This window comes from Nitrobacter sp. Nb-311A (genome assembly GCF_000152905.1).
Lineage (GTDB): Bacteria > Pseudomonadota > Alphaproteobacteria > Rhizobiales > Xanthobacteraceae > Nitrobacter.
Genome location: NZ_CH672418.1, coordinates 96776 through 114174, shown reverse-complemented (window position 1 = coordinate 114174; position 17399 = coordinate 96776). Strand labels below are relative to the sequence as shown.

General features: G+C 57.4%; 16 protein-coding genes and 1 pseudogene. 2 read left to right on the top strand and 15 right to left on the bottom strand.

The window, feature by feature from the left end:
* Positions 1-327 precede the first annotated feature (327 nt).
* The 13 genes from NB311A_RS13845 to NB311A_RS13785 all read right to left on the bottom strand — a co-directional run bounded on the left by NB311A_RS13845 (position 328) and on the right by NB311A_RS13785 (position 13881).
* Positions 328-645, bottom strand: coding sequence for a P-II family nitrogen regulator (locus tag NB311A_RS13845; protein ID WP_009799228.1), 318 nt, complete (start codon positions 643-645; stop codon positions 328-330).
* A complete protein-coding gene (locus tag NB311A_RS13840; protein ID WP_040675406.1) occupies positions 639-1367 on the bottom strand; it encodes a DUF1538 domain-containing protein in 729 nt (242 codons plus the stop codon). The genes NB311A_RS13845 and NB311A_RS13840 overlap by 7 nt, the downstream gene beginning before the upstream one ends.
* Positions 1368-1387: 20 nt before the next feature.
* Positions 1388-2083, bottom strand: coding sequence for a DUF1538 domain-containing protein (locus NB311A_RS13835; protein WP_009799226.1), 696 nt, complete (start codon positions 2081-2083; stop codon positions 1388-1390).
* A 3-nt stretch (positions 2084-2086) separates the two neighbouring features.
* On the bottom strand, positions 2087-4918 hold the full coding sequence (locus tag NB311A_RS13830) for a cation-translocating P-type ATPase (RefSeq protein ID WP_009799225.1): 2832 nt from the start codon (positions 4916-4918) through the stop codon (positions 2087-2089).
* Positions 4919-5031: 113 nt separating this feature from the next.
* On the bottom strand, positions 5032-5871 hold the full coding sequence (locus NB311A_RS13825) for a universal stress protein (RefSeq protein WP_009799224.1): 840 nt from the start codon (positions 5869-5871) through the stop codon (positions 5032-5034).
* A 256-nt stretch (positions 5872-6127) separates the two neighbouring features.
* Positions 6128-6841 (bottom strand): ABC transporter ATP-binding protein, encoded by a 714-nt coding sequence (locus NB311A_RS13820; protein WP_050752120.1) that lies wholly within the window; start codon positions 6839-6841, stop codon positions 6128-6130.
* Positions 6838-8073 (bottom strand): ABC transporter permease, encoded by a 1236-nt coding sequence (locus tag NB311A_RS13815; protein ID WP_009799222.1) that lies wholly within the window; start codon positions 8071-8073, stop codon positions 6838-6840. The genes NB311A_RS13820 and NB311A_RS13815 overlap by 4 nt, the downstream gene beginning before the upstream one ends.
* On the bottom strand, positions 8070-9143 hold the full coding sequence (locus NB311A_RS13810) for an efflux RND transporter periplasmic adaptor subunit (protein WP_245257001.1): 1074 nt from the start codon (positions 9141-9143) through the stop codon (positions 8070-8072). The genes NB311A_RS13815 and NB311A_RS13810 overlap by 4 nt, the downstream gene beginning before the upstream one ends.
* A gap of 35 nt (positions 9144-9178) precedes the next feature.
* A complete protein-coding gene (locus NB311A_RS13805) occupies positions 9179-9385 on the bottom strand; it encodes a hypothetical protein (protein ID WP_009799220.1) in 207 nt (68 codons plus the stop codon).
* Between the two features lie 54 nt (positions 9386-9439).
* Entirely contained in the window at positions 9440-10135 is a 696-nt protein-coding gene (locus tag NB311A_RS13800; RefSeq protein WP_009799219.1) for a helix-turn-helix domain-containing protein, read from the bottom strand.
* Positions 10136-10468: 333 nt separating this feature from the next.
* Entirely contained in the window at positions 10469-11290 is an 822-nt protein-coding gene (locus NB311A_RS13795; protein ID WP_009799217.1) for a universal stress protein, read from the bottom strand.
* Positions 11291-11338: 48 nt separating this feature from the next.
* Complete coding sequence (locus NB311A_RS13790; protein WP_009799216.1) at positions 11339-11794, bottom strand: host attachment protein; 456 nt, start codon at positions 11792-11794, stop codon at positions 11339-11341.
* Between the two features lie 50 nt (positions 11795-11844).
* A complete protein-coding gene (locus NB311A_RS13785) occupies positions 11845-13881 on the bottom strand; it encodes a protein-L-isoaspartate(D-aspartate) O-methyltransferase (protein ID WP_009799215.1) in 2037 nt (678 codons plus the stop codon).
* Between the two features lie 335 nt (positions 13882-14216).
* Here NB311A_RS13785 and NB311A_RS23220 point away from each other — a divergent pair.
* Positions 14217-15253: pseudogene (locus NB311A_RS23220) on the top strand (zinc-dependent alcohol dehydrogenase family protein).
* 234 nt (positions 15254-15487) lie between these two features.
* A complete protein-coding gene (locus tag NB311A_RS20665; RefSeq protein ID WP_083780467.1) occupies positions 15488-15838 on the top strand; it encodes a cytochrome c in 351 nt (116 codons plus the stop codon).
* Between the two features lie 202 nt (positions 15839-16040).
* Here the strand turns inward: NB311A_RS20665 and NB311A_RS13770 are convergent, their stop codons facing one another.
* Together NB311A_RS13770 and NB311A_RS22665 are read right to left on the bottom strand one after the other, a co-directional pair.
* The gene (locus NB311A_RS13770) at positions 16041-16496 is read right to left on the bottom strand and encodes a hypothetical protein (protein ID WP_009799212.1); all 456 of its coding nucleotides are present in this window, start codon (positions 16494-16496) and stop codon (positions 16041-16043) included.
* A 190-nt stretch (positions 16497-16686) separates the two neighbouring features.
* Positions 16687-17399: ABC-type transport auxiliary lipoprotein family protein (locus NB311A_RS22665; protein ID WP_009799211.1), on the bottom strand; the 713-nt coding region annotated here is incomplete at its 5' end.

Below are 17399 nucleotides of genomic sequence, written 5' to 3'. Positions count from 1 at the left end.
CCGGTTTCTTCTCCCTGAAGCAAGCGGCATTATGTATGTGGCCGTATGGATCATTTCCTGAGCCGGAAACCTATGCCGATCAGGCTGCTCCATCAAAGCTTGGGACTAAACATCTAGGGCTTCTCCGCTTCTGATGGAATCAGAAGCGGGCTCTATGATTTTGATTTGACGCGTTTTCTTCACGCGAACCGGCGTCCACTTCGCTTGAAAACGCTATAGCTAAAGACGTCCCTGGCTTTAATATTCGGGATCTCGCGCGCCCAACGCATAAACTCATTCAACCGGGTAGCAGGATACAATTGGAGGCGCCCGTTTGAATCTGAACCGTCAGTCATTCATGTGCGGTATGCCAAGAACCTTCTTGACCGGCATGACAAATGCCAGCCCATGACCGGGCTGGTCCAACTCGGCGGCGCGAACGATCTCCTGAAGGATCGCATCAATTTCGTTCTCCTGAACGAGTGTCAGGATGATTTCCTTCTCCGGCTCGATAGGTATGCCGAATATCGACTCCTTTTCGTTGACTCCGGCTCCGCGGCCGAGCAACACCGTTCCCCCGGTCGCGCCAGCCTTGACGGAGGCTTCCAGAACGGTGTTGCCCCATCCCTTGCGCACGATGCTCACGATCAACGAAGGGTTCAACATTGCTTTGCTCCCTTACTGGATGCCTGACGAGACTCCTTCAAGCGCAACAGAAGGCCCAAGGTCATGACCGAGGCGATCGGCGCCAGCGTGACCACCGCGACGAACCCTAGGCCATGAATGACGGGATCCTGTTTATCCATCGAAGACGAAACGCCCAAGGCAAGCGCGAGCAGGAACGTGTTCGCAAGCGGACCTGTGGCCACTCCGCCGGCATCTACAGCAATGGCCACGAAATTCTGATTACTAAACCACATGATGACGAGTATCAGCATATAGCCAGGGACAAGCAGATTCAGGAGCGGAATTTCGTAGCCGATCCGAAGCAATCCCAATGCGCAGCTCACCGACACGCCTATGCAAATCGCATAAAGGACCAGAGATCGATGAATTGAACCATTTGATGCCTCGTCGACCTGGTTCGCCAGGATTCGAACGGCCGGCTCGCCCCAGGTGGTGACAAAGCCGAGAATCAGACCAGCCGGCAGCAGAAGCCATTTCTGCGAGACCGCGCCAAGGGCGGCGCCGACCGCCCGGCCAAACGGAATAAAGCCGATCGCAACCCCCAAGAGAAAAAAGAACAATCCAACAGCCGCAAGAGCGGTACTGGTCAGAATGTTGCGAACGTCCCGGCGCGGTAATCCGAGTACGAATATCTGAAAAAGCAAAAATAATACCACGAGCGGCAATACCGCCATGATGACGCTTCGCGCCGTGATGATCACTTCCTCCAGTAGGGCAGCGGTCACTTCAATATGACTCCCATGATCAGGATCGCAATGATCGGACCGATCGAGGCAAGGCCGAGCAACCCAAATCCATCGGACACCGCGGAACGGCCTGCCAGCACCGAGCTTAATCCCACCGCTACGGCGATGATCACTGGCGCAGTGAGAACGCCGGTGGTGACGCTGCCGGCGTCGTAGGCCAACGGCACGAACGCCGCCGGTGCGAGAAACGAGAGCAAAATCACCGAAACGAGCAAGCAGGTGAGCAGCAGACGCAACGATATCCCGTATACTATCCGCGCCATCGCAAGCGCCGTGCAGAGGGCGACGCCTATTCCGATCACGTAGAGAACGGTCGTGCCATCGATATTCTTTTGCGAAATCTCGTCAATCTGACGGGCAAGGACCAGCACATCCGGTTCGGCAATGGTGGTTGCAAGGCCCATTGCGAAACCGACGCTGATAATCAGCGCAATTGAACCCTTTCTCGGCATTTCAGCGCCGATGAACCGGCCCATCGGTAAGATTCCGAAATCGACCCCGAGAAACAGCAGAAGCAGCCCAAGAATGACAAGCATTGAACCTGCCAGAAACTGGATAAATAGCGCCGCGGGGGCCTGAACGAGCACGATCTGAAGCAAGCAAATCAGCCCGAGCAGTGGCCAAAGGCTCCGGAGCACTTCCAGCAATCGGCGTCTCAGTTCCGTCAACATCGATCACGTCCGCGTCGAGATCCAATCGCGACGGCGGGATGAGCCCGCCCGAACCGCAAGCTTGCCAAGCTCGCGCGACCACAATACCGAGCTCGCGACCACCGTACAGATCAACCAGTCGCCCGGCCCCAGAGCTGTCGTCGAGAACGCTTCCTGAAGAAACGGCACATAGACGACAGCGATGTGGAGGATCAGGGAAAACACGACGGCCGCCGACAGCCAGTTGTTCCTGAACAGCCCGACGAATGCGCTCTGCTCATCGGAGCGGGCATTGAACACATTGAACAGCTGAAACATTGTCAACGTGGTGAATGCCATGGTCTGCGCATAGGCGACGGATCCCTTGCCTTCGATCAGGCCGCCGGGAAGCGAAGCGTCGAGCACGAGAAGCGTTCCGGCCGCCATCACGGCGCCGACGAAAAAGATGCCTCTCCACATCCGGCGGGTGATCACGCCTTCGCCTCGAGGGCGCGGCGGACGAGTCATGGTTCGGGCGTCGACCGGATCGACCCCGAGGGCAAGCGCAGGACCGCCATCCGTCACCAGATTGATCCACAGGATCTGCGTTGCCATCAGGGGAAGGATGAGCGTGTCCTCGTCCCCGCCAGGCGCTGAAAGGCCGATCACGCTAGCGAGCAGCACGCCGAAGAACATCGTCATGACTTCGCCGATGTTCGACGACAGAAGATAGCGTAGAAATCTTCGGATATTGGCGAAGATTGCCCGTCCCTCCTCCACTGCAGCCACAATCGTCGCAAAATTGTCGTCGGCGAGCACCATGTCGGCTGCCTCCTTGGAGACATCGGTGCCGGTGATCCCCATGGCGATGCCGATATCCGCCCTCTTCAGGGCCGGTGCGTCATTGACGCCGTCGCCTGTCATCGCCACCATCATTCCGCTCCGCTGAAGCGCCTCGACGATGCGTAGCTTGTGCTCCGGACTGACCCGGGCGTAGATTGAGGTCTCCGCGACCGCCCGGTCGAGCGCGGCGTCGCTCATTGTCTTCAGCTCAAGGCCGGCGACGATGTGGCCGCCGGATGCGATGCCAAGTTCGGCAGCGATCACGGCGGCGGTCTTCGGATGATCGCCGGTAATCATGATCGGTCGGATACCTGCCCTTTTCGCCTTGGCGATGGCGATTCTTGCTTCTTCGCGCGGCGGGTCCATCATTCCGATCAACCCCAGGAAGACGAGATCCTGCTCGATGCTTTCGTCAAAGCCCTCTCGCCCCTCCAGGTCGGGTGACAGCGAGCGGAATGCCACTCCCAGTGTCCGAAGCGCGTCCGCAGCCAGCGCTTCATTGCTCATCAGGATTTCAGCGCGGCGCGCATCGGTCAGCCGCCTCGCCTCTCTGCCCACAAGCTCGTGCGAACAGCGGGTGAGCAGAACGTCCGGCGCACCTTTCGTCAGAGCAATAAGCCGCTCGCGCTTCTTGGCATCGGCGTGAATCGTGCTCATGAGCTTGCGCTCCGACGAGAACGGAACCTCGGCTACGCGCGGAAAACGCTTGTCCAGCGCCTCTGCCGTCAGCCCAGCCTTGCGCGCCGCAACAATCAGCGCGCCCTCGGTCGGATCACCAAGAATCGTCCATCTGCCATCGTCCTCCCGGAGAACTGCATTGTTGGCCCGGTCGGCCGCGCGCAGCGCGCGGCTCAGCTCATGCTGAAGGGCGGTGTCATTCGACGACTGAAACTCCAGGTCCCCGTCCGGGACATAGCCGGTGCCGCTCAAATTGGTGCATCCACTGGCCGTAACGATACGGCGGACGGTCATCTCGTTCTTCGTCAGCGTTCCGGTTTTGTCGGAAGCGATAACATTCGCCGAACCCAGGGCCTCGACGGCGGCAAGCTTACGAATGATGGCGTTTCGCCCGGCCATCCGCTGCACGCCAAGAGCCAGCACGGCCGTCACGATGGCTGGCAAGCCTTCCGGGACCGCTGCCACGGCAAGCGCAACGCCGAAGATCAAGGCATCGAACACATCGGAGAGTCCGCGAATCTCGCTGAGGAGCAGAATGATCCCGATCATTGCCGACGCGATCACTACGACGATCACCGCCAGCAGCTTGCCGACTCGATCAAGCTCCTTCTGAAGGGGGGTCGTCTCTTCCGGCGCCCTTTCGAGCAGACCGGCGATGCGGCCGATCTGGGTCTGTATGCCGGTAGCCGTGATCACGGCGCGACCGTGCCCATAAGCGACGGTCGTCCCGCTGAAGACCATGTTGTGCCGGTCACCTAATTCCGCCTCGGTTGCGATTGGCCGCGTGTCCTTCGAGACTGGAAGGCTTTCTCCGGTTAGCGCTGCCTCCTGGAGCTGCAGCGCGGTTGATTGAACAAGCCGCGCATCGGCGGGGATGGTGCTGCCTTCCTCGATGAAAATGATGTCGCCCGGAACCAGCTCCGCCGCGGAGATCCTCTGCGGCGCGCCCTCCCGAATGACATTGGCTCGCGTCGCCGCCATCTGGCGCAGCGCCGCCATGGCCTTCTGAGCTCGAGATTCCTGAACATAGCCCAGCACCGCATTCAGAAGAACGATGATGAAGATCGCAATGGCTTCGTAAGGCAGCGCGGAACGAGATTCATAGAACCAAAGGCCGGCGGAGATTACCGCCGCGATGATTAAAAGGACCACGAGAATGTTGGCGAACTGATCAAGGAATTTCAGCCAGGCAGGCCTGGGCGGCTCCGCTTGCAGTTCATTACGGCCATAGCGAGCGAGGCGTCGCTTAACCTCGTCGTCGCTCAACCCGAACTGCACCGTCGTGCCGAGCGCTTTGACTACCTCGTCCGCAGGGAGGCGATGCGGATCTCTTGGTTGCTGCCACTGCTGCTGCAAGAAAAACCCCGCTCAGAACTTGTTCGAAATTTTCCTAGAACATTCTCGTTTCTGATTGAATCAGAAGTAAAGATCTGGATATCGCTTTGACGCGCTCACCTCGCGCGAACCGGTCAATGCGAGAAGAAAACCGGAATCGGCGGTTTCGACAGCAAGCTCCTGGTTGCACCTCCAAGTACGACCTCGCGCCATCTGGATTGCCCGTAGGCTCCCATTACAAGCAGGTCGATCCCATGTGAAAGCACGTATGCTTCAAGGACCTCGCCAATCGGCCTGCCCTCGGAGTCCACCTCATCCACAATGACATCGATCCCGTGACGGGCGAGATTTTTTGTCAGTTCTTCGGGAGAATGTTGGGAATCAAAAGATTTTTCATTCGTAACGACAACGGCGCGGACTTTCTTCGCCTTTTCAAGAAGGGGGAGCGCGTCCGAAACCGCACGCGCCGCGGTACGGCTGAAATCCCAGGCTACGCCGACGGTGTCGAGCTGGAACGAGCCTGATCGCGGGGGCGCAGGCACGATCAGCGCCGGCCTGCCCGATTCGAAGATGATCTCCTCCGCGCACCACAGGTCATATGATTCCGGTACCGGCATGATCGTGAGATCGCGAAGCCGCGCATAGCCGACCAGCAGCGCCGCCGTCCTATGGGTTGCGCATTTCTCGAAAATAGTCTCATGCGGAACGCCGAATTTGGTGGCCGCCGCTTCGAACGCGGCGAGCAGCTCTTTGGCATTCTTTCGGCTCTTAGCCGTCTCGTGAGCCGCGATCCCGGGTATGTCGATGATCGCCCTGGCGAGGAAGTTGCCCGGCACTTCCACATGGACTTCGCAGGAGATCGCGGTCAGATGAGCACCGAGGGCGGCGGCTATCGAAACTGCATCCTCCGCCACCGAGACGGGCGCCGGCTTCGGGTAGCTCGTCAGTGTCAGAAGAACGTCCTTGAAGGCCATGAATCCCTCCTTTTGGAGTTTTTAACCTAGCCTCCAAGAGACTCCGTGTTTTGATCCATCGCAATGGACAGCGACTGATATCTGCGCTCTGCGTAGTCGAATGAATACCGAGGCATTTTTCGCGACAGGACTCGAGCCGCATGACGGCGCACCGTCATCTCAGCCTTGCGATGAATTCATATTCTGCTTGCGAAGTAAGTTGGTTCGGGTTGACCGTAATCCTGTAGAACAGCCATGCTCTCGATGAGCGGCTTTTTCATGCTTGCGGAATGCTCGCCACCGACGCCGGAGATTCGAATTGTGCCAATTTTCCGTCAACAACATGAATGCGCCGATGCATTTGTACGGCGAGATTTATATCGTGGGTGACCGCGACAACAGTCTTGCCGCGGAGCGTCACGAGGTCACGAAGGATGCCAAATACCTGGGCGGTCGCGAGCGAATCCAGACTCCCGGTCGGCTCATCGGCGAGAATGACCGGAGGGTCGTTGGCCAGTGCGCGAGCCACGGCGACGCGCTGTCGTTGTCCACCCGATAATTGGTCAGGTGTTTTGCGAAGGTGATCTCTCAACCCGAACGATATCAGTAATTCCTCTGCGCGTAAGGTGGCGGCGCGCGACGACAATCTGCCCAGCGCGCGCATCGGCAGCGCGACATTCTCCGTGATGCTGAATTCCGGCAGCAGGAAATGAAACTGGAAGACAAATCCGATCCGGCTTAAGCGTACTTCCGCGCACTCGTCTTCCGTCATGAGGTTCGTCGAGCGGCCATCGATTAAAACATCCCCGATTGTCGGCAGGTCAAGCAACCCGAGGAGATACAGAAGAGATGATTTTCCCGAGCCCGATGGGCCAGTGATGGCGATGAATTCGCGCTGCATGATGGCGAGATTGATATCCTTCACGAGAGTAACCGGTACGACACCCTCCAGAATTTTAGTTACACCACGTGCCTCGATCAGCGGAGTCATGTCGCTCCCCTGATGATGTCCACGGGGTGCAGTCGCGCCGCGGTGCGTGCCGGAAAGTAGCCGGCGATCAGGCTGGATGCTAAGGCGACGCCAGTGGCCAGTAAATAGTGCTTTATTGAGTATAGCACCGGTAGATGGGTATCGTCCGAAAACGGAGTCTTGAATTCCAGCAAGGCCACCCCCCAAGTGAGGAAATAGCCAAAACCCCAGCCAAGAAGGGCGCCGACCAGCCCGACCAGTCCGGCCTCGACGATGAAGATTGATAGAATTGTTTTGTTGTTGAAGCCGAGCGATTTCAGGATTGCGATGTCGCGCGTCTTCTCGTGCGTGATGGTGGAAATGATGTTGTAGGTACCGAAGCTCGCAACCAGCAGAATGGCGCCGACTATTGTGTACATCAGTACGTTGCGCAGCGTAATTGTCGATAGCAGATCTTCTTGGGATTCCTGCCACGAAATGGATTTATAGCCGGTCTGCTCGCCGATCCGCTCGCTGATTAGGCGAGCGTTCATCGGATCGCTGGTTCGTACGCGAATCTCGTTGACGATGCCGGTCTGCATTTCCAGGATTTGCGCGGTCTTGAGCAGGACGTATCCCGTCGTTTCGTCGGTTATGCGAAAGCCGGAGTGAAAGGTGCCGACGACCCTTGCGGTCATAACAGCGCCTTCGGCCGAGACCAAGGTCACATTGGAATTGACCCGTGCGCCGATCTTGTTGGCCAGGCGGTCGCCGAGCAGGATCGCATTCGACGCTCGATAGAGCGAAGACAGCGTTCCCTGACGCATGTGTGTTGACAAGTTTGATACGCCGACTTCAGTGCGGGGATCGATTCCGACAATCGAAATGGTCAGGTTCCGGCGGGCATAGCGCAGCACGGCCTTCGATTGTACTGAGGCCGTCAACGCGCCGGGAATCCAGGTCTGAAGCGATGCTATGATAGCCATTGGATTCTTGATGCCGGGACGGCGAGCTTTCGGCGTCAGGCCGTGGAATTCGGCGGCGCGATAAACGATGTTGGCGGGCTGCCGTGTCGGCTCGCGCAGTTCATCCGTCACCGAAATATGCGGCAGGGCATCGACCAGCGTTTTGATGAAGTCGTTCTGGGAGCCTTCCATCATGGCCGCCATCATGATCGAGAAACCGACTCCGGTGATGACGCCCGCGATTGCCACCATCGTCTGGCGGGTGCGATGGCGGATATGTGTCCACGCGATGGTCAGGATAAGGGTCACGGCGGGATGCTCTCCGCGACTTGAGGCCGAACACGTGCGCCATCCTTGATGTCCGCTGTCGCCGGGGAGGCGACGAATTCTTCCTCGGTGACGCCATTGACGATTTCAATAAAGCCGGTTCCCCGAATGCCAACCCCGACCTTGCGGCGCAAAGCGCGGCCGTTCTCGACAACAATCAAGCCATTGTTGACAACGGCATTAGCCGGAACCAACAGCACATCGTGCGCTTCACGGCTGACGATATTCGCTTCGACGCTCATTCCCACCTGAAGTGGCGTGTCATCCGGCAGCCCGATCCTAATACGGAACGTCTTTGCGGCGGGATCTCCCGCGGGCGTGATCTGCTTGACGAAACCAGGCAGCACATGGTTGGCAAATGCGTCGGTTCGTAGCAGGGCCTTTTGTCCGACGCGGACGCGAGGGATATCCTCTTCGTTGACTTCTGCGACGACCCAGAGCGGCTTTTCGAGACCAATCCGATACAGGACCGTGCCGGGGTCAACCATGTCGCCGACCTCGCCGTCTTCTCTCAGGACGATCCCGTCCATAGGAGCGACTAATTTATAGTAATTTAGCCGCTGGGCCTGGGCCGCGATCTGGGCGCGAACACGCGCCAGCTCGCTCTCAACTCTCTGGTAAGTCTGGGAGGTGGTCGCCCCGCGTGCCAACAATTGCGTCTGACGGTCGAATTCGCGATGCTGGAATTCCTCGAGTGCCCGCAGATCATTCAATGTGGCGATTGCTTCCTTGTCATCAAGGCGGGCAAGCAGATCGCCTTTCTTGACTGTCTTGCCTTCGCACCTGCAGCGCTCGACTATGTGGCCACGGACGAGTGGCGCCGAACGTGACCAGGTCTCCGGTTCGACCGCTCCCGTTGCATAGACGATTTCCGCGGCTGTACCGCGGGTGACAGCAACGACGGTGATCGCTGGTCCGCGCCACCACCACCAAGCCGCTGCCGACAACCCAATGACAATCGCGACGATGATGCCTGATTTCCACGGGTACGAGCGTGCGTCCACCGATCGCGTAACGGCCGCTTCTCTCGCTTCGATAGGTGCGACCCTCATATCCATGGTTGCACAAGCCATATCATCGCGAGGTACTAATCGGCGACGTGAGAGTCGTGCGCCAAGCTCTCCACTTCGACACGGTCGATGTTCAGCCGGTCGTCGCCGATTTTCTTTTTTGCCAACACCAGCGCCTGAGATGGATCATCTGATTCAACATCGATCTGACGCTGAAGGCATCTGAAGTTATGTCCGTCTGAATTCAGCAAATCCTTGTAAAAAGAGACGCGATAACCGTTCATTGGAAACTCCTCGTGTTCTGGTGGATGCGGCCGAGAAACCGCAGGTCGAAGCCCTCAAGCCTCCATGGCGGTCAGCCGCTGTCGGTTGCGCAGCGCGATTTCGCGAGCGCTCGAAAACATCAGAATGCCCTGATCGTTGAGCTGCGAGAGCGCCCGCGAGACAGTCTCAAGGGTCAAACCGAGGTAATCGCCAATGTCACGACGGCACATCGGGAGCGCCATCATGCCGGTTTTAGCGAGCCGGCGATCCATTTCCAGGAGGAAAGTCGCAACGCGCTCCATTGCAGTCTTGCGGCCAAGGAGCAGCATGTGATCTTCAGCATGACGAAGATCACATGCTGTCATCGTCCAGAGATTGCGGGCAACCTGGACATTCGATGCTGCGGCCTTTTCGAGGCTGCGACGAGGCACCAGGCGGACAATGGTATCGACGATTGCTTCGGCGGTGAGCCGGTGCTCCGAGCTGGGGTCGAGGCCAAAGACATCGCCCGGCAAATGGAATGCGCCGATCTGCCGTCGTCCGTCGCTCAGCAACTTATAGGTGCGAACTGCGCCCCGGATGATCTGGTAGAGGTATTCGGAAGGCTCGCCTTCGCCGTAGACTTCTTCATCCTTTCTGTAGGTATACTCGGTTGCGACCACTCCCGAGCAGTGGGCGATCGCGCCGAATGGATCGGTCGGTTCAGCCATGACGACGTGCGGGATGTCGAGAGCCTTGGCAGTTGGGGCGGTAATCGTCCGAGTATGCATGTCGCCATCTCCTCAATGCGATCTAGCTCGGTTTACCGGAGACGCGCGTGCCAGAATATTTCGGTCGATATCCTAAGGGGAACCGCCTAAGGGACTCTACGGAGGTCCTCGCTGGTTTCAATCTCATTCCGTCCATTCCAATGGACGGCGGTCGCGTGCTGCGTGCGCCGCTTGCTTCGCAATTGGAATTCAAAATTGGCCGCACATATCGGCCAGTGGATCGCATTTGGCATGGGCTTCTTTGACCTGCCCGGCAATCCGATGCTTATCATCATTGCGCGACGGCGATGCCGTTCAGCAGCCTTGTCGGCAATGAATTATGCGCGCATTATCTCAGTGAGACATCAGGCAGCAGATCGGACTCGTCGTGAGTAGATCGCGGGTCATCCCGCCGAACATCCATTCGTTGAGCCGGCTATGGCCGTAAGCTCCGGTTACCAGGAGATCAACTGTTTCGTCATCCGCCCACGCGATGATCTGATCCGCACGAGAACCAAGAGCTTGTACTTCGACCCGAGGTTCTGCCTTTATCCTGTGCCGCGCGAGATAACGAACGACATCACCGACATGATCGCGCGCAGTCTCCATCTGCTCTTCCTTGCATATCTCCAGGACCGTTACGCGTTTCGCCTCGTGAAGAAACGGTAACGCGTCCAGAATCGCTCGCCGCGCCTCCCGCGTGTCTTTCCACCCAATCATAACATGATCGGCGGCAAAAGATTTCACTGCTGCAGGCACTACCAGGAAGGGGCGACCGGCCCCCAGAATTGCGGCTCCGACATCGGCGCTTCGATACACATCGTCGGCGGACCTACCACTTTCAATCACGATCAAATCGGCGCATCGCGCCTCACTGATCAACGTCTCGGTGGGATACGCGATGGCTGAACGCCATTCGATCTGACGACCCCTTCCTACAACGGCTTGAACCTTGCTTCCAGCCTCCGCAAGAGTGGCTTTCGTTTTGTCGATATCGAACTCGGTTGCATGGTCAACGATGACGACACCTTCGGCGATAAAAGGCGGAACCATCGCAACAGCGGACAATCCAATCAAATGAGCCGCGAACTTGTCCGCCACATCTGCTGCAACGCCAACGAACTGTTTCGAAACATGGTCGATATTGACCCAGACCATCAGCGTTGCGTAGGACATAATAACCTCCACTTCGGCGATTCAGGCTTGGAAAACCTGCCGTCCGGTTCAAGTTGAACCATCATTCATAAGATGCTTTTCAATTTCCGCGACCGAATGCTTGGTCAGATCCTTGTCTATCTCGGCGACAATGCAAGCCTTTATCTCAGGATGAAATGCGGTCCGCAAATCGGCTAATGTTTTTGGTGGTGCGACCACGATGAGAACTTTCGTCTTGCTGGTTCGAACCATATGCTCCATCGCTGCAGCAACCGTCTGCGCGAACCGGTGTTCCTCGATGTCATGCCAATCGGTCTGCTCGACAGCACTTCTACGACCGGGTAGGGAGGCCTCAATGACCCGCCCCGGCCGATCGCTCCCCTGCTCGTGGGTCATCGGATTTGTGTCTTCGAAGACTTTCTCTGTCTTGAGATTGGGGGATATGGCGTCGCCGGCGTTTCGCAGGAACAACGCCTTTCTGCCGTCGCCGACAAATACCAACGCATCGCGGGGAATTTTAAACATGCTTACATGCTCCTCGGAACAATCGCGTCTCCAACATGCTCGCCGCAACGTCACACGCCAAACGGATATGTATCCGGAAGGCCCTTGATCATCGCCGTCTTCAGCGGGGTCACAGCACGCGTTTCATCGAACCAGATATATTCATCGAACTGCTGCGGCAGGCTGGCCCGGAAGTAGTGGCTCGCACGTTCCGTTTCCGGCCGATAGATGACCCCGATGGCCCGCTCGAGGCGCTCTTTGCCAAGACCGGACGGCCCATAAAGATCATCGCAACCGCGCAAACCCAGCATGAAACGCGCCAGCCCGGTCGCGTGACACATCTGTTCGTAGCTCCTGGGCAGCGCCGGCCGCACGGTTTTAATCTCCATCGGCCCGTCCCATCCGGACGCCGCGGCAACCGTTCCGCTGTGGGTTCCGAACCCAACCAGGTAGGCTTGCACGCCAAATGCCTTGCGGCAGAGTTGACCCAGATTGTACTCGCCCCGCGCAGCCATTTCAGTCGCTTCGGCATCGCCAACGTGGGAGTTGTGCGCCCATACGACGGCCTTGCTGTCCGGCCCGTGAAAAGCGAGCAGATTCTTCAGCGTTGCAAACATGTGGCTGTCGCGCAGGTTCCAGGATGCTCGCGAGCCGTAATACATGATGCGATAATAGCGCTCTGCGTTGGCGACGAGACGCGCGTTTTGCTCCGCGTCGAGAAACCGTTCGCCGTCATGTTCAGCATAGGCCTGACGTTTCGCGAGGAGGTCGGTCAGTGCGCGCACCACATGCGACTCGCACTTCGGGTACGATCCCGTCAAAGCCGCATGGCCGTATGTCGCTGGATCGCGCTGCCATGGCGTCAGGCAGCCGTAACGTTCGCGAGCTACCCGCGCAGAATCCGGATCGACCTCATCGAGATAGTTCAGGACCGATCGGATCGAATCATAGAGGCTGTAGAGATCGAGACCATGAAACGCGACACGCTCGCCGCGCTCGACCGTACCGTTATGCTTGCGTAACCAACTCACGAAGTCGTGCACCTCGGTATTTCGCCACATCCACGTCGGAAACCGCGCAAACGCTGTCCATTCGGACGGCGGATATTGAAAGTGCCGCACGTAGTGATCGACGCGCGCAGCGTCCGGCCAATCGGCCTCAATGGCAACAAAGCGAAAGTTCTTTGTGACGATGAGATCGCGTGTGATGCGCTCGCGCATCCGATAGAATTCGGAAGTGCCATGGGTTGCTTCGCCCAACAGGACGATGCGCGCCGAACCGATCCGGTCCATCAGCGGGTTGAGATCGGCAGCTTCGATCGACGAAAACGACTCGGCAGCATCCGCCAGCTCACGAACCAGGATATCCTCGTCCGGATAGATTGGATGAAGTTTGCCGCGGGCTTTCCTGCCTCCTCTGGCGGTTGCCCATCCCTCCTCTCCGATCAATGGGACGAAGCGCACATCGGCAATGTCTTCGCTACGGTACTCGTCCGCCGAAATCCGGGTCACTCGCACCAATTCCTGACTACGCAAGTCCCCGCCAATCGGGATCACCAGCCGACCACCGATTTTCAACTGCTGCTTGAGCGTTTCAGGAACCTGCGGGCCGCCAGCGGCGACAACGATCGCATCATAAGGTGCGTGCTCAGGCCATCCCTTTGTGCCGTCGCCATGCAGAACGTGAACATTATTATACCCTAGTTCGGCGAGTAAGGTCGCCGCCTTCTGGGCAAGAGGCCCGAGCCGCTCCACAGTGTGGACGTCGGCGGCGATTTCCGACAATACGGCGGCGGCGTAACCGGACCCGGCGCCGATTTCGAGAATTTTTTCGCCACCCTTCAATAGCAGGGCTTCAACCATGAAGGCCACGATGTAGGGCTGGGAAATCGTCTGCTCTCCGGCAATCGGAAGCGGCGCGTCCTCGTAGGCAAATTCACGGAGATTCTCCGGCACGAACAATTCGCGCGGCACCCTGCGCATAGCGTCGAGTACCAGTTCGTCTCGCACACCTCGCGCGGCGATATGACGCTCAACCATCTGTTTGCGAAGAGTCAGGAACGAAACTCCTTCCTCGGAAGGAATTTCTTTGGAGACCGGATTTCCCATGACAACGGCTCCCTCGTAGTTCAGCGCAACTCCAAGATAACTACGCCAATGGACCGTCGTTGCTTCCCTCACTACGCCGATCTGTAGCGGAAGTCGGAACAGCACCGCCTACGTGACCAAGGCGACTGTATCTGCATCATGAAATCCGCCCGGGCAGCTTGATCAGTATCAAGGACCAAATTCGTCCAAACGACGTCTCATCAGGCGCTGAAAGGCTTCCCTATGCCGGGTTTATACCTCCTGGTATCCGACAAGGTCGGTTTTGATCAAAGTCAATATGCGACGTGGCGAACCGGATCTTATTAACATCAAAAGTCATTGGATCGGAGCATTCCATGAAAGCGCTCGTCTACCATGGACCCGGGCACAAGACGCTCGAAGAGCGTCCCAAGCCGGAAATACAGTCTGCCGGAGATGCTATCGTCAAGGTGACGAAAACGACCATCTGCGGCACCGACCTACATATTTTGAAGGGCGACGTGCCGACTTGTAAGCCCGGTCGCATTCTCGGACACGAGGCGTGGGTATCATCGATTCAATTGGCGCCGGCGTCACGAACTTCAAACCAGGCGACCATGTTCTCATTTCCTGCATTTCCTCCTGTGGCAAATGCGAATACTGCCGTCGAGGTCTCTACTCCCACTGCACCACCGGGGGCTGGATCCTGGGCAATGAAATCGACGGGACGCAAGCCGAATATGTTCGGACCCCGCATGCCGATACAAGCCTCTATCCCATTCCGGCCAATTCGGATGAAGAAGCGCTCGTCATGTTGAGCGACATCTTGCCGACCGGCTTCGAATGTGGCGTTCTGAACGGCAAGGTGGCTCCGGGATCAACCGTCGCGATTGTCGGAGCCGGGCCGATCGGTCTTGCCGCATTGCTGACAGCGCAGTTCTATTCTCCCGCCAAGCTCATCATGATCGACCTCGATGACAAGCGTCTTACGGCCGCCAAGATCTTCGGCGCATCGCAGACGATCAATAGCGCGAGCGGGACGGCTGCCGCCGAGGTGAAAGCATTAACCGATGGCAAAGGTGTCGATACCGCGATCGAAGCGGTCGGCGTTCCCGCCACCTTTGTGCTTTGCCAGGATATCATCGCCCCCGGAGGCATCATCGCCAACATTGGAGTGCATGGCAGCAAGGCCGATCTGCACCTGGAGAAATTATGGTCGCATAATATCTCAATTACGACTCGGCTGGTCGACACCGTCACGACGCCGATGCTCCTCAAGACGGTGCAGTCAAATAGAATCAATCCTGCTCAATTGATCACGCATCGATTCTGCCTCGACCAAATCATCGAGGCGTATGACATATTCAGCCGCGCTGCGGACACGGGTGCGCTGAAAGTGATCATCGCGGCCTGAAGCCCGCCGAAAAAAGCACGTTCGATGTTCGCTTTGTTGAAATGTTTGGTGTTCATCTGACGGGTGAATCAATAAGACCTTTCCTGGCGCTTTGAAATGATGCTGGCGAGCTGGCAAAATAACGTACTTCAACGCAAAATTCATCCTTTAGCGTCGTTGCTTTGATCTGCGTCAACAAAGCCGAGATGGCATTCTGTTAGAAGTATTGGGTGCTTCCTTTTTGTGGCAAAAACGATGCGCGTTGTTGACTTATCATTACTTCTGACATTGTCTCTGACCCTTGGCTTAGGATCATCACAACGCATAGAAGCCGCCAGCGTCGAGCAAGGTCGACGCTTGGCGTTGCTTTATTGCGCAGGATGTCACGCGATTGACAAGGTGAGCCCCAGCCCGCTTCGGATTGCACCGCCATTTCGTAGCTTGCACCAACGCTATCCCGTCGAAACGCTTGAGGAAGCCTTGGCTGAAGGGATCATAACCGGGCATCCCAGTATGCCACAATTCCAATTCGAAGCTGATCAGATCAACGATTTTATTGCGTTTCTTAAATCCCTGGAGCGATCCGTTCCACCCATTACGAGATAGCATGACGCATGTTCACGGCGGCTCATAAGGCGATGCAAATTCGGAGTCAATCAAGCACAGACGGCGTCACAATCCAGGTTGCGTAACGAGCGGGGCGTATCGTACATCGACGGCGCGATCCTATCGGCAACCACTCGGGGCGGCGAATATTAATCGGAAGAGTTGGCGACAAATCCTGCGATGAAGGCCTACCGCAGCGGCCTCATGGTCTTGCGGCCGGCTCGAAGACCTGGTTGCTGAATGGAGAAGATGTCGGCACCTTGATCACGATGAATCCGCGGCCGATCGCCTGATGACAACCGTTACATGCCGCTGTCAGTTCACTGAAGGCGGCTGCAAATTTCTTGGGTTCTTTCTTCTGAATAGCCTCGCCAAGCCGTCGGACTGGCTCCGCCATAATTGTCATGTCGGCAACCGGGATCCCCGGATAAAGCGTCGCCGCATCGTGAAAACTCTCCTTAATCTGATCCAACTCATAGGCGGCGAGCTCCCAGTTCCGCAACTTACCCGCAAACGATAGCTTGAAATGGCGGAGCTGCATCGCTCCCATGATGTCGCCAAGGTGCGGAATATAGTTCGCACTTGGCAATCCGCCCGTCGATTGCGCAGCAGCGAACGATGCGAAGATCGCGCCGGCGCACGAAACAATAATCAACATACGAGATCTCGATGCCATCGCTGCGCTTCCTCATGTCCAGGTACTTTGAGCTTACAGACCTGGTTCGCCACGACGCTGACCTAGGTCAAGGAGCATGCGGCGCCGATCGCAAGCGCTCGTCGAACCCTTGCATCAAACCCAGTAATCCGCAGGCCACCATTATTGATCCAGGAAGGTTCGAAGCCACGCTCTACAATGCCTTAACGGTCCACGCGATCATGTCCTTTGCGATTCGTTCGAATGCATCGTTGAACGCTGCGCTGGCCGCCCCCGGTTCGATTTTGTCCAGCTTCCGGGCGTCCTGGAACAATCGCGCTGCAACCACCTTGCCATTCTTGTTCAGGATGCGTGCCGACAATCCGATGTCTGCGACCGGTTCTGGATCGGTGGTGATCTGAAAACGCCTGATGTCGATCAGGAGTTGATAATCCGCCTTCACTCCATCCATTGATCGCAGGGGGGCATGGGCGATGTCGTAATTTTCGAAACTCTCGAGTAGCTTTGCCTGCAGCAGATTTGGAATGCTGTCAGCCCACATTGCCTCGGCAAAATCTGGATATTCCTTGGCCGGCGAAAACAGAAAACGCTGCGTATCGAGCTTGATCACCGCAGTCGGCTCTGGAATGGCGAGACTCTTCTTGAGGGGCCGGTCCGGCGGGTTGGGAAAGCCGCTCGCTGCACGGAGGTCGTAAGTGATTTTCTTCGCAGGCGTCGTTCCTCCTCCTGTCAGACGTTCAAGGCCGGCCACGATGCCATCGAGCTTGTCGGTGTTCCGGGCCAGTCCTTCGGAGAAGACCTGCAAATTCGCGATGGTGGTCTTTATCGGTCCGGCATTTTCCGTCAGCACGGCATCGACATGCCGCAACGCATCGCGCGCAGCCTGAGTCATGCTTTGGCCCGCAC

Bases quoted from the DNA above. Each gene is read 5' to 3' on its own strand.
- NB311A_RS13845 (WP_009799228.1), bottom strand. From the start codon at position 645: ATGTTGAACCCTTCGTTGATCGTGAGCATCGTGCGCAAGGGATGGGGC.
- NB311A_RS13835 (WP_009799226.1), bottom strand. From the start codon at position 2,083: ATGTTGACGGAACTGAGACGCCGATTGCTGGAAGTGCTCCGGAGCCTT.
- NB311A_RS13825 (WP_009799224.1), bottom strand. From the start codon at position 5,871: ATGGCCTTCAAGGACGTTCTTCTGACACTGACGAGCTACCCGAAGCCG.
- NB311A_RS13820 (WP_050752120.1), bottom strand. From the start codon at position 6,841: ATGACTCCGCTGATCGAGGCACGTGGTGTAACTAAAATTCTGGAGGGT.
- NB311A_RS13810 (WP_245257001.1), bottom strand. From the start codon at position 9,143: ATGAGGGTCGCACCTATCGAAGCGAGAGAAGCGGCCGTTACGCGATCG.
- NB311A_RS13805 (WP_009799220.1), bottom strand. From the start codon at position 9,385: ATGAACGGTTATCGCGTCTCTTTTTACAAGGATTTGCTGAATTCAGAC.
- NB311A_RS13800 (WP_009799219.1), bottom strand. From the start codon at position 10,135: ATGCATACTCGGACGATTACCGCCCCAACTGCCAAGGCTCTCGACATC.
- NB311A_RS13795 (WP_009799217.1), bottom strand. From the start codon at position 11,290: ATGTCCTACGCAACGCTGATGGTCTGGGTCAATATCGACCATGTTTCG.
- NB311A_RS13790 (WP_009799216.1), bottom strand. From the start codon at position 11,794: ATGTTTAAAATTCCCCGCGATGCGTTGGTATTTGTCGGCGACGGCAGA.
- NB311A_RS13785 (WP_009799215.1), bottom strand. From the start codon at position 13,881: ATGGGAAATCCGGTCTCCAAAGAAATTCCTTCCGAGGAAGGAGTTTCG.
- NB311A_RS20665 (WP_083780467.1), top strand. From the start codon at position 15,488: ATGCGCGTTGTTGACTTATCATTACTTCTGACATTGTCTCTGACCCTT.
- NB311A_RS13770 (WP_009799212.1), bottom strand. From the start codon at position 16,496: ATGTTGATTATTGTTTCGTGCGCCGGCGCGATCTTCGCATCGTTCGCT.